12 protein-coding genes are annotated in these 11,418 nt (G+C 60.7%); 2 read left to right on the top strand and 10 right to left on the bottom strand.

Features of this window, described 5'->3' with window-relative positions; translation table 11 throughout:
• The 10 genes from RTK01_RS13490 to acpP form a co-directional block, all read right to left on the bottom strand.
• On the bottom strand, positions 1–1,003 hold a 1,003-nt coding region (locus RTK01_RS13490), incomplete at its 3' end, for a beta-ketoacyl-[acyl-carrier-protein] synthase II (RefSeq protein ID WP_312281470.1).
• A 47-nt stretch (positions 1,004–1,050) separates the two neighbouring features.
• Entirely contained in the window at positions 1,051–1,794 is a 744-nt protein-coding gene (gene fabG, locus RTK01_RS13495) for a 3-oxoacyl-[acyl-carrier-protein] reductase (protein WP_312281471.1), read from the bottom strand.
• Positions 1,791–2,729 (bottom strand): ACP S-malonyltransferase, encoded by a 939-nt coding sequence (fabD, locus tag RTK01_RS13500; protein WP_312281472.1) that lies wholly within the window; start codon positions 2,727–2,729, stop codon positions 1,791–1,793. The genes fabG and fabD overlap by 4 nt, the downstream gene beginning before the upstream one ends.
• Positions 2,726–3,658, bottom strand: coding sequence for a nitronate monooxygenase (locus RTK01_RS13505; protein WP_312281473.1), 933 nt, complete (start codon positions 3,656–3,658; stop codon positions 2,726–2,728). Before RTK01_RS13505 ends, fabD begins: the two co-directional genes overlap by 4 nt.
• A 36-nt stretch (positions 3,659–3,694) precedes the next feature.
• Positions 3,695–4,642 carry a beta-ketoacyl-ACP synthase III gene (locus RTK01_RS13510; protein ID WP_312281474.1) on the bottom strand — a complete coding sequence of 316 codons (948 nt, stop codon included), beginning with the start codon at positions 4,640–4,642 and terminating at the stop codon, positions 3,695–3,697.
• On the bottom strand, positions 4,639–5,454 hold the full coding sequence (locus RTK01_RS13515) for an acetyl-CoA carboxylase carboxyltransferase subunit alpha (protein ID WP_312281475.1): 816 nt from the start codon (positions 5,452–5,454) through the stop codon (positions 4,639–4,641). Before RTK01_RS13515 ends, RTK01_RS13510 begins: the two co-directional genes overlap by 4 nt.
• The gene (accD, locus tag RTK01_RS13520) at positions 5,447–6,307 is read right to left on the bottom strand and encodes an acetyl-CoA carboxylase, carboxyltransferase subunit beta (RefSeq protein ID WP_312281476.1); all 861 of its coding nucleotides are present in this window, start codon (positions 6,305–6,307) and stop codon (positions 5,447–5,449) included. Before accD ends, RTK01_RS13515 begins: the two co-directional genes overlap by 8 nt.
• A complete protein-coding gene (gene accC, locus RTK01_RS13525) occupies positions 6,304–7,692 on the bottom strand; it encodes an acetyl-CoA carboxylase biotin carboxylase subunit (RefSeq protein ID WP_312281477.1) in 1,389 nt (462 codons plus the stop codon). The genes accD and accC overlap by 4 nt, the downstream gene beginning before the upstream one ends.
• A gap of 2 nt (positions 7,693–7,694) precedes the next feature.
• Positions 7,695–8,111: a biotin/lipoyl-containing protein gene (locus tag RTK01_RS13530; RefSeq protein WP_312281478.1), complete on the bottom strand. Its 417-nt coding sequence runs from the start codon at positions 8,109–8,111 to the stop codon at positions 7,695–7,697.
• A gap of 135 nt (positions 8,112–8,246) precedes the next feature.
• A complete protein-coding gene (gene acpP / locus RTK01_RS13535; protein WP_293008302.1) occupies positions 8,247–8,477 on the bottom strand; it encodes an acyl carrier protein in 231 nt (76 codons plus the stop codon).
• Between the two features lie 375 nt (positions 8,478–8,852).
• Between acpP and RTK01_RS13540 the strand changes: the two genes are divergently transcribed.
• The gene (locus RTK01_RS13540; RefSeq protein WP_312281479.1) at positions 8,853–10,016 is read left to right on the top strand and encodes a MalY/PatB family protein; all 1,164 of its coding nucleotides are present in this window, start codon (positions 8,853–8,855) and stop codon (positions 10,014–10,016) included.
• Positions 10,017–10,035: 19 nt separating this feature from the next.
• Positions 10,036–11,064 carry a flagellin lysine-N-methylase gene (gene fliB, locus RTK01_RS13545; protein WP_312281480.1) on the top strand — a complete coding sequence of 343 codons (1,029 nt, stop codon included), beginning with the start codon at positions 10,036–10,038 and terminating at the stop codon, positions 11,062–11,064.
• Positions 11,065–11,418: the final 354 nt, after the last annotated feature.

Here is an 11,418-nt window from a genome sequence, read left to right on the forward strand (position 1 = left end):
TGGTGGAGCTTACGGCAAGCTTTGTCGCGTGCTCGCCGAACACAGTTTTGATAGCGGCGGTTTCCCCCGCGTCGTTTAAGGGCGTGGAGGTGCCGTGGGCATTGATATAGTCCACATCCTCGGGCCGCACCCCCGCGTCGGAAAGGGCCAGCGCCATGGCTTTCGCGCCGCCTTCGCCGCCCGGCAGGGGAGCGGTCATGTGATACGCGTCGCAGGTGGAGCCATAGCCCACAAACTCTGCGTAAATCTTCGCGCCCCGGGCCAGCGCGTGGTCCAGTTCCTCCAGCAACAAAATTGTCGATCCCTCGCCCAAGACAAAGCCGCTGCGCTCCGCGTCAAAGGGAATGGAGGCGCGATTGGGGTCGGTGCTCTGCGTCAGGGCCTTCATGGTGGTGAACCCGCCGATGGCCAGCGGTGTGACCGCGGACTCGCTGCCGCCGCAGAGCATCGCGTCGGCGTACCCGTCCCGGATGTAATGGAATGCGTCGCCCACGGCGTTGGTGCCGCCGGCACAGGCCGTCACGGGGCAGGAGCACATGCCCCGAAAACCTGCGTCGATGGCAACTTGCCCCGCCGCCATGTTGCAGATGGTCATGGGGATATAGAAGGGGGACACCCGGTCAATGCCTTTTTCCAGATACCGGCTGTGTTCGTCCTCGGTGTTTTGCAGTGCGCCGATGCCGCTGGACACAATCACGCCGCAGCGGTCCATGTCCGCTTTTTCGGGGTCAAAACCGGCGTCTTTCAGTGCTTCCCGCGCGGAAATGACCGCAAACTGGGTGAAGCGGGCCATGTGCTTAGCTTCTTTTTTATCCAGAAAATCGTCCGGCTGGTAGTTCTTGACCTCCGCCGCCAGCGTGACCTTCTGCCCGGATGCGTCATAGGCGGTGATGGGGGCCACGCCGCACACTCCATTTCGCACCGCCTGCCACGTTTCGGGGGCGGAGTGTCCGATGGGCGTGACGGCGCCAAGGCCGGTAATCACAACTCGTCTTTTATCCATACCTGTCTCCTTATTGCTTTATGCGTATGGGAGCATTGGCCCCCAGTTTACATGCCCATGCCGCCGTCCACGCCCAAAACCTGCCCCGTGATATACCCGGCTCCGTCCCCAGCGAGGAAGGCCACGGCTTCGGCCACGTCCTCCGGCGCACCCAGACGGGCCATGGGAATGGTGGCCAACAGAGCGGACTTCGCCGCCTCGGGCAGGCCGTCGGTCATGTCGGTGGTGATAAAGCCCGGGGCAACGGCGTTCACCGTGACGCCCTTGGCGGCCAGCTCCTTGGCAAGGGACTTGGTCATGCCGATGACCCCCGCCTTACTGGCGGCGTAATTCACCTGTCCGGCGTTGCCATGAAGCCCCACCACGGAGCTTAAGTTTACGATGCGCCCGTATTTCTGTCGGAGCATGATGCGGCTGGCGGCCTTCATGCAAAGAAACGTCCCTTTCAGGTTCGTGTCAATGACTGCGTCGAAGTCATCTTCCTTCATCAGCATCACCAGTCCGTCTCGGGTAATACCGGCGTTGTTTACGAGGATATCCAGCCTGCCGAACTCCTTAACGGCGGTATCCATCAGGGTTTTTACCGCCTCGCTGTCTGCTACGCTGCCCTGCACGGCGCGGACGTTTGCGCCCATGCTCTCAAGCTCTGCAAGCGTCTCCTGTGCGGCGGCGGTGTTTCCGGCATAGGAGAAGACCACGTTGGCACCATTCTCGGCGAGCTTTCGGCACACGGCCCGGCCCAGCCCCCGGCTTCCGCCAGTGACCACGGCTGTTTTACCCGCAAAGTTCATCCGCGCTCTACCTCCTTCAGCAACTCCGGCAGCTTCTCAACATCCTCTGCTGTTTCCACGCTGAACACGGGGAAGCCGGGAAGTGTTTTCTTTACAAACCCGGTCAGGGCCTTGCCGGGGCCAATTTCCACCACGGCGTCCACCCCCAGCGCCGCCATGGCGCGGATGCAGTCCTCCATGTACACGGCAGACTGGACCTGCCGTTCCAGCAGGGCGGGAATGGAATCTCCAACCTGACGCTCACCGCCCAGACAGTTGTGCAGGACGGGGATCTTCGGCTCCTGAAAGTCCACGATTTTGAAATATTCCCGCAGCGCATCCCCGGCGGGCTTTAAAAGGGAGGTGTGAAACGGGCCGCTGACGTTTAGGGGCATGCAGCGCTTCGCGCCCAGCTCCTTGGCGACAGATGCCGCCTTTTCAACCGCCGCCCGCTCACCGCCGATGACGATTTGCCCGGGGCAGTTAAAGTTGCAAGGCTCCACGATGCCAAGGCTTGATGTGGCCTTGCAGGCGGCGGTCACCGTTTCCCGGTCTGCGCCCAAAACCGCCATCATGGCGGAGTCCACGCCCTTTGCCGCGTCGGTCATGGCTTTGCCGCGAAAGGCCACCATTTCCACGGCGGCTTTTCCGTCCAGCACGCCTGCTGCGTACAGCGCGGAATATTCGCCGAGGGACAGGCCTGCGGCGGCGGCGGGAACAATGCCCTTTTCCGCCAAAACGTCCGTCAGACCTACGGCAAAGGCCACCATGCAGGGCTGGGTGTATTGCGTCTCGTTCAAAAGTCCGTCCGGGTCCGCAAAGGACACGGCCTTTAAGTCAAAGCTCGCGTCCGCCCCGTCCAGCGCGGAACGAAAGGCCGGATACTTTTCGTATAGGTCCGCGCCCATGCCGGGGTGCTGGGCGCCCTGCCCGGCGTATAAAAATCCCAGCTTCATAGGCTTGCCGCCAATTCCCGGATGCGGGCGTCACCCGCCGTCGCAAGCTCCTCAAAAATTTCCCGCAGGGGGCGGATTTCATGGAGCATTCCGGCCACCTGACCGGTCATCACGCTGCCATTTTCCACGTCGCCTTCCAGCACTGCCCGGCGCAGGCCGCCCAGTGTCACGGTTTCCAGCTCTTCAAGTGTGGCGTTGCGCTTTTCAAGTTCCAGATAGGTCCGTGCCATCTTGTTTTTCAAAACCCGGACAGGCCCGCCGATGCTGCGGCCCGTCACCACGGTGTCGGAGTCCTTCGCCTTAAGAATTGCCTGCTTATATCCGTCGTGAATGGGGCACTCCTCACTTGCAAGCAGGCAGGTGCCCACCTGAACGCCAATCGCGCCCAGCGCGTAGGCCGCCGCCAACTGCCGCCCGTCGGCAATGCCGCCTGCGGCGATGACGGGGACGTTTACCGCATCAATGACCTGTGGGACCAGCGCCATGGTGGTCATCTCGCCCACGTGTCCGCCGGATTCGGTGCCCTCTGCGATGAACGCGTCCACGCCGTAGCGCTCCAACCGCTTTGCCAGCACCGCCGCCGCCACCACGGGCATCACCTTGATGCCCGCTTCCTTCCACGCGGGAATATACTTTCCGGGGTTGCCCGCCCCGGTGGTCACCACCCGGACGTTTTCTTCCAGAATGACCCTTGCAATGTCGTCGGCATGGGGGCTCATCAGCATCAGATTCACGCCGAAAGGCTTGTCTGTCAACTCTCTTGCCCGGCGAATCTCCTGCCGGAGACGCTCACCGTCCCAGCCGCCGGTGGCAATCATGCCAAGGGCGCCCGCATTGGCACAGGCGGCGGCAAATTCGCCGGTGGCGATATTGGCCATGCCGCCCTGAATAATGGGGAACTCCGTTCCCAGAAACTCGTTCAATCTCATATCACGTCGCTTCCCCGCAGACGCGGGTCCGTCCTCTCATTTAAATTCCGCCAGCGCCGCGCCCCACGCACGTCCGCCGCCAAAGCCCACCAGCATCACCCGGCTGCCGGGGCCGACCTTGCCAAGTTCCGTCAGCTCGCTGAGCACCATGGGAATGCTGGCGGCGGAAGTGTTGCCGTACTTCTCAATGTTTTTGTAGTACTTCTCCTCCGGAATGTGATACTTCCTCACAGCCAGATCAATGATGCGGGTATTGGCCTGATGGAACACGAAAAAGTCCACATCGTCAATTGTTTTTCCGCTGCGCTTCAGCACCTGATCCATGCAGGAGGGCACGGCGTTCACCGCGAATTTGAACACCTGCTGGCCCTGCATGAAAATCTGCGGCGGGGCCTTGTGGCCCGAGCCGGTGACGCCCAGCATTTCGCTGTCGCCCTCGCAGTGGAGCACCGCGCCGAGGGATTCGTATTCCTCATTCCATTCCACCACGGCGGCGGCCGCTGCATCGCCAAAGAGGACGCAGGTGCCCCGATCCTCCCAGTTGATAAAGCGGCTGAGCATCTCCGCCCCCAGCACCAGTCCATATTTCCGGGGCGATGCTGCCAGCAGGCACTCCGCCGTGTGGATGGCGAAGAGGAAGCCGCTGCACGCGGCGTTGATGTCAAAGCAGATCGTGTCGTTTAAAAGGCCCAAATCCCGCTGCAAAAGGCTTGCGGCGTTGGGGGAGAGGAAGTCTGAGGAAAACGTGGCCACGATGCATACGCCGATTTCCTCCGGCTTGATTCCCGCGCGCTCCAGCGCCGTCTGCGCCGCGTGGCGGCACATGTCGGCGTGAGTTTCTTCCACACAGTGGTGGCGGGTTTTGATGCCGGTGCGGGACGTAATCCATTCGTCATTGGTGTCTACAATTTTCTCAAGGTCGGCATTGCTGACCAGCTTCGGCGGGGTGTAGTGTCCCGCGCCGCAAATTTTAATTCCGCTCATTGGTCCTCCTTCGGGGGTGTCCCCATGTGTCTAAATTTCCGATACCGCCCCGCAGCCAGCGCCTCCCCGCTCTGGCGGGAAAAGGACTTTAAATTCCGGGCAAGCGCTTCGTCCAGTGCGCGCAGGGCGATGTCCGGGGCAAGATGCGCGCCCCCCGCCGGTTCGGGAATGATCTCGTCGATGATTCCAAGCCGCTTCAGGTCCGGGGCGGTGAGCCGCATCAGCTCGCAGGCCTGCCCGTGGCGGGAGGCATCCTTCCACAGGATGGTTGCAAATCCCTCGGGAGAGAGAATGGAATACACTGCGTTTTCCAGCATCAGTACCCGGTCCCCAACGCCCAAGGCCAGCGCGCCGCCGCTGTTGCCCTCTCCGGTGATGGTGGCAATGATGGGCACGGTAAGACGGCTCATCTCCATCAGGTTTCGGGCGATGGCCTCGCCCTGCCCCCGTTCTTCCGCTTCCATGCCGGGGTAAGCCCCCGGCGTGTCGATAAACGTGAAAATCGGGCGGCGGAACTTCTGGGCCTGGCGCATCAGGCGCAGTGCCTTGCGGTAGCCCTCCGGGGAGGGCATCCCGAAGTTATATTTGATGTTTTCGTCCAGCGTGCGGCCCTTGCGGGTGGCAATCACCGTGACGGGCCGCCCGTGGAACCGGGCAATTCCGCCCAAAATACTTTCGTCCTCGCCCGCCAGACGGTCGCCCTGCTGGATAAACAGGTCCGTAAACAAAAAGTCAAAAATCTCCTGCGCATTGGGCCGCTGATGATGGCGGGCAATCGCCACCCGCTGGGCGGCGGTCATAGGCTCACTCATTGCGGCCTCCTTTCCCATGGAGCGCCAGCAGGTGGGAAATCGTGCTCCGCAGCTCGCTGCGGGGGACCACTGCGTCCACAAAGCCATGCTTCAGTTGGAACTCCGCCCGCTGGAAGCCCAGCGGCAGTGTTTGCCCGATGGTCTGCTCAATGACACGGGGACCGGCAAAGCCGATCAAGGCGCCCGGCTCCGCCAGAATCACGTCGCCAAGGCTTGCGAAGCTGGCGGTGACGCCGCCGGTGGTGGGGTTTGTGAGAACCGAGAGGAAAAAGCCCCCTTTTTCATCAAACCGAGCCAGCGCGGCGCTGGTTTTCGCCATCTGCATCAAGGAGAGAATCCCTTCCTGCATTCTTGCTCCGCCGCTGGCGGAGAAGAGAATCAGGGGGAGCCTGCTCTTTGCAGCAAACTCGATGGCGCGGGTGATTTTCTCTCCCACGGCGGCGCTCATGCTGCCAAGGAAAAACCGTGCGTCCAAAACCCCGATGACGCATTTTTGTCCATCCACGGCTCCCAAGGCAGTGACCACGGCTTCGTTTAGTCCGGTCTTCTTCCGGGTGGCCTCCAGCTTTGCGGAATAGTCTGGAAAATGCAGGGGGTCCGTGGAGGTCAGGCGGGGGTTCAGCTCCCGGAAGGAGCCGGCGTCCAGAATCGTGCTGAGCCGGTAGTAACTCCCCAGCGGCATATGATAGCCGCAATGGGGGCAGACGTATTGAGTTTGGGACAGCGCCCCCGCGCCCATGGTTTGGCCGCAGCCGGGGCAGGCCGTGTCGGCGGTTGGCGCGTGGGTTTGCCCGTCCCGAAAGGCCTTCATCGCCAGCAGCTTTTGCCGCCGCTGGGCAAAAATCGAAGTCATTTGGCTGCCTCACTTTCCACCGCCCTGCGATCCCAATCCACCAACTCCTGTAAATGAGCTTCCAAAAATGCAGTGGTGCAGGTTCCCCGGACAAAATCCGGATGGTACAAAATCAGATGGCTCAGCCCCGCGTTGGTGGCAAAGCCCTCCACGGTCAGTTCCTCCAGCGCGCGGCGCATCCGGCGGATGGCCTCCAGCCGGGTGGGGGCGTGGACCAAAACTTTTGCTGCCAGAGAATCGTAATAGGGCGGCAGGGTATAGCCGCTGTAAAGTCCCGAGTCAATCCGCACGCCCATTCCCCCGGGGAAGTGCACAAAAGACGCTGTGCCGGGGCAGGGGCGGAAATCGGCGGCGGGATCCTCCGCGTTCACGCGGCATTCGATGGCGTGGCCGGTCAGATGGATGTCTTCCTGCGTAAAGCCCAGGGAAAGCCCTGCCGCGATGCGGATTTGCTGGCGCACAAGGTCCACTCCGGTGACAAGCTCTGTAATGCCGTGCTCCACCTGAATGCGGGTGTTCATCTCACAGAAGTAAAACCGCCCGTCCTCCGCCAGAAGGAACTCCACCGTCCCGGCGTTTTCATAGCCCACGGCCCGGGCGGCGCGGACCGCCGCCTCGCCCATCTCCCGGCGCAGCTCCGGCGTGAGACACCGGGCGGGGGCTTCTTCAATCAGCTTTTGGTTCCGGCGCTGAATGGAGCAGTCCCGGTCAAAAAGGTGGATGGTGTTTCCCTGACTGTCCGCGAGGATTTGAAACTCAATGTGCCGGGGATTCACCACAAATTTTTCAAGATACATGGTTCCGTCGCCAAAGCAGGCCACAGCCTCTGCCACGGCCTCGTGAAACGCGGCGGGCAGTTCTTCGGGAGCTTCCACCTTGCGGATGCCCCGCCCGCCGCCACCGGCGCTGGCCTTCAGCAGCACGGGATAGCCCACCTGTCCGGCGACTTTCAGAGCAGCGTCCACATCTGCCAGCGGGCCGCCGGAGCCGGGAACCGTGGGAACGCCCGCCGCAGACATCAGCCCGCAGGCGGCAGCCTTGCTTCCCGCCTTGCGGATGGAATCGCCGGAGGGGCCGATAAATTTCAGCCCGGCAGCGGCACAGGCGTCGGCAAAGTCGGCGTTTTCCGACAAAAATCCGTAGCCCGGATGTACCGCGTCGCAGCCCGTGGCTTTGGCGGCGGTCAAAAGCGCCGCCTGATTGAGATAGCTGTCCGCAGCCTTGGGCGGACCGATGCAAATGCTCCGGGTGGCAAGCTGGACATGAAGTGCGTCCGCGTCGGCGGTGGAATACACCGCCACCGTTTCAATCTCCATCTCCCGGCAGGCCCGCAGCACCCGCAGTGCGATTTCGCCCCGATTGGCAATTAAAATGCGCCTGAACATGGTTACGCCTCCCGATAGCGGAAGATGGGCGCGTCAAAGCCCAGCAGGTCGCCGTTTTGCACCAGCACGTCTTCAATCACGCAGTCGCAGGGGGCCGTTACCTCGCTCATCATTTTCATGGCCTCGATAAGGCACACGGTCTGTCCCTTGCTCACGCGGTCGCCCTGCTTCACAAGGGGAGGATGGTCCGGGGCAGAGGCGGCGTAAAACGTTCCCACCAGCGGGGCGCGGATCACCCGCTCCTCCTGCGCTTCGGGAGCGGACACAGCGGGAGAGACGGGAGCGGATACGGCGGTCACCGCCGGTGCGGAGCCCGCCCGGCTCATTTCCAGCTCATCGCCGCCAACGCAGACACGCATGGTCAAAATGCCGCTCTTTTCAAAGCGGTCCATCAATTCAAAAATCTCGGAGTTGGTCATGATTCTCCTTCCTTTATTCGCGCTCCGGGCATTCACCAGAGGCGCGCGCCTTTTGACGGCCCGCAGGGGGCGCGCAAAAAACCTTATAGCGCGAAAGGGAACCGCAACGGTTCCCTTTCGGTCGATGTGCGGCAATCAGGCCTTGTGAGCTTCCAGATACTTCACGATATCGCCCACAGTTTTCAGGTTGGGAAGCTCCGCGTCGTCGATGGCCACGCCTGTGGCCTCCTCCAGCGCCATCACCAACTCCACGGAGGCCAGGGAATCCGCGCCCAAATCCTCCGCCAGAGTGGCTTCCATCGTCACCTGATCGGCCTCGCAGGCCAGTGTTTCCACGATTACGTCCCGTACCTTCTCAAAATCCATTGTCAATATCTCCTTAAATTCAAATAGTTAAGTTTATTTAGTCAAAAAAATTGAACTAATTCGAGGTAATTCTAAACGCAGGAGCCGGGTTTGTCAATAGGAAAAAATGCGGAATTTTGCCGCTTGCACCATAAAAAGGATTAGCTAAAGCTCCCAGCGGGGAGAGAACAGCCGGGATTGCGCGGGGGACGGAAGCGTGGTAAAATAACCGCGAGGCGGCTGCTTTGCTTTGCATTTTGAGCCGCGCAAAGCCGCAGAATGTTTACGCCGTGGAGGACCCACGGCACGGCTCCGGGGCGGATCGTTTGCTTTATGCGGATGGCTCACGCCCTGCGCGAATAAATTTATTGGTGATTCTGGAAAGTGAGGCTATTTATGAACTATGATTTCGACACTATTATCGACCGCTCCGGCAACCGCGCCGCCAAATACGACGAGCGGCTGAAAAAGTTCGGCACGGAGGACGTGATTCCCCTGTGGATCGCGGACATGGACTTTCGCACCGCCCAGCCTATTATCGACGCGCTGAAGGCCCGGGCGGAGGAGGGCATCTGGGGCTATACCGCCCGGCCAGACAGCTATTTTGCCGCTATCCGCGGCTGGCAGAAGCGGCGCAACGGCTGGGACATCGACCAGAGCCTGATGAGCTTCAGTCTCGGCGTGGTGCAGACGCTTTCCGCCTGCATACAGCTATTCACCCCGGCGGGGGGCAGCGTGTTGATTCAAACGCCGGTGTATTCCGAGTTTTACGACATGACTGAGGCGTGGGAGCGCACCGTGGTGGAAAATCCCCTTGTGGAGAAGGACGGAAAATGGACCGTGGACTGGGTGGACTTTGAGGAAAAACTGGGCCGGTGCGACCTCTTCATCCTGTGCAACCCCCACAATCCTTTGGGAATCGTCTGGACGGCGGAGGAGCTGCGGCGGATGGGCGAGCTGTGCGAAAAATACTGCGTGCCCATAGTGTCCGACGAGATTCACTCTGATTTGATTTTCCACGGGAAGAAGCACACCGTCACCGCCAGCGTCGCGGAAAACGTCATCACATGCATCTCCGGCACCAAGACCTTTAATCTGGCGGGCTTGCAGGCCAGCACCGTGGTGTTTCCCAACCGGCACAAGAAGCAGGTCTTCGACCGCTTTTGGCACCGCATGGACATTCACCGCAACAACGCCTTTTCCCTCACGGCCATGGAGGCCGCGTTTACCCATGGCGACGAGTGGCTGGACCAGCTCCTTCCCTACCTCAGCGCCAACTTTGACTACATTCATGACTATTGCGCCGCACATATTCCGCAGATTCGGCCCACCGTGCCGGACGCCACCTATCTCGTCTGGCTGGACTGCCGCGCGCTAGGGCTTACAAATCAGGAACTGCACGACTTTATGATTCACAAGGCGCGGCTGGGCCTGAACGACGGGGATTCCTTTGGACGGGACCTCAGCGGCTTCATGCGCCTGAATGCCGCCTGTCCCCGCTCCGTGCTGGAGCAGGCCATGGAGCGGCTGAAAGCCGCTGTGGACGGGTTAAATCTTTAATTATAAAGGAGCAGGCAGCATGCAACTGCGGGCGCCGGATTATCTAAAACAATTTCAGTGCCTTGCGGGCGCGTGTCCCCACTCTTGCTGTCAGGGCTGGGAGGTGGTGGTGGACGAAGCTTCCGCCGCCTTTTACCGCACCCTTCCGGGGTCGCTGGGTGAGCGGCTCCGGGCGGCCCTGCAAACCGAGGACGGAGAGGACTATTTTGCCCTGACGGACACGAGCCGTTGTCCCTTCTGGGACATGGACGGCCTTTGTGCCATCCACCGGGCCCTTGGGCCGGAGCGCACCGGCGAGGTTTGCCGCAGCCATCCTCGGTTTATCGAGGACTACGGCCCGCTGCGGGAGACAAGCCTTGTGGCTTCCTGTCCGGAGGTCTGCCGTCTGTTGCTCTCCTCTCACACGCCGCTGACGTTTCCAGAGACGGAAACGGACGAGGAGGAGGAGGAACCCGACCCCTGGCTGGACCCGCTTCTGGCCGTCCGGAAAAAGCTTCTGGAGATTTTACAGGCCCCCCCCCGCAAGATTGATTTTCGTCTTGCGGAGTTGCTGGCCCTGGCGGTGGAGGGGCAGATTTTGCTGGACGAAGACGAGGCCCCGTTACTCCCGGAGCTTTGTCAGGTGTGGACGGCCCCCGCCCCCGGCAGTCAGATGGCCGGGGAGGGGATTTTTCCCCGGGTATGGGAGGCACTGTCCGGTCTGGAAATTCTGGGGGATGATTGGAGGGCGTTGCTGCGCCGGAGCAGGGAGGCGGTGCCCGGTGGGGTTCCAGAAGCTTTGCTGGAACGGATTGTGGCCTACTTCCTGTTTCGCTATACTCTCAAGGCCGTCAACGACGGAGACTTGCTGGGACGGGTGCAGTTTGCCCTGCTGGGTGCTCTGGTGGTGGAGCGGGCGGCAAGCCTTTTGCCGCTTGGCGAAGCCCTGCGGATTTACTGCCGGGAGATTGAGCACAACGAGGACAACATAGATGCGCTGCTGTCGGCGTTTCGCACCGAGCCTGCACTGTCGCCCTCTGCGTTTTTCAGAACATTGGAGGAACAATGAAAGATAGGGCCTAAATTCTACACAGACGTATGTTAAAATTCAATAAAAAAAGATGACTAAATAATGGCAAAATGTAGAAAGTCACAAAAACCACTTGACTTTTACGTGCTAATGTGGTATTTAATAATTACCGGGAGAGAATGAGTCCAATAGGCTAGCTGGCTCAGCGAAATCCGGTCTCATTTCTCACCGCCTCGTTTGGAAGTATCCCGCAATGTCACCGCAAGCGCATACTCGTTTTGAGAAGCAATTTTTTCCTGCAAAGGCAAGCGTTTTCTCAGCATCCCGGCAAAACCTTGGCGAATTTCCGGCAGACTCCAGTGAACCCCCGGGGGGAACCAAAGACGAGACACA

The organism is Oscillibacter sp. (assembly GCF_031978065.1).
Lineage (GTDB): Bacteria > Bacillota > Clostridia > Oscillospirales > Oscillospiraceae > Oscillibacter.

Bases quoted from the DNA above. Each gene is read 5' to 3' on its own strand.
- fabG (WP_312281471.1), bottom strand. From the start codon at position 1,794: ATGAACTTTGCGGGTAAAACAGCCGTGGTCACTGGCGGAAGCCGGGGG.
- fabD (WP_312281472.1), bottom strand. From the start codon at position 2,729: ATGAAGCTGGGATTTTTATACGCCGGGCAGGGCGCCCAGCACCCCGGC.
- RTK01_RS13505 (WP_312281473.1), bottom strand. From the start codon at position 3,658: ATGAGATTGAACGAGTTTCTGGGAACGGAGTTCCCCATTATTCAGGGC.
- RTK01_RS13510 (WP_312281474.1), bottom strand. From the start codon at position 4,642: ATGAGCGGAATTAAAATTTGCGGCGCGGGACACTACACCCCGCCGAAG.
- RTK01_RS13515 (WP_312281475.1), bottom strand. From the start codon at position 5,454: ATGAGTGAGCCTATGACCGCCGCCCAGCGGGTGGCGATTGCCCGCCAT.
- accD (WP_312281476.1), bottom strand. From the start codon at position 6,307: ATGACTTCGATTTTTGCCCAGCGGCGGCAAAAGCTGCTGGCGATGAAG.
- accC (WP_312281477.1), bottom strand. From the start codon at position 7,692: ATGTTCAGGCGCATTTTAATTGCCAATCGGGGCGAAATCGCACTGCGG.
- RTK01_RS13530 (WP_312281478.1), bottom strand. From the start codon at position 8,111: ATGACCAACTCCGAGATTTTTGAATTGATGGACCGCTTTGAAAAGAGC.
- acpP (WP_293008302.1), bottom strand. From the start codon at position 8,477: ATGGATTTTGAGAAGGTACGGGACGTAATCGTGGAAACACTGGCCTGC.
- RTK01_RS13540 (WP_312281479.1), top strand. From the start codon at position 8,853: ATGAACTATGATTTCGACACTATTATCGACCGCTCCGGCAACCGCGCC.
- fliB (WP_312281480.1), top strand. From the start codon at position 10,036: ATGCAACTGCGGGCGCCGGATTATCTAAAACAATTTCAGTGCCTTGCG.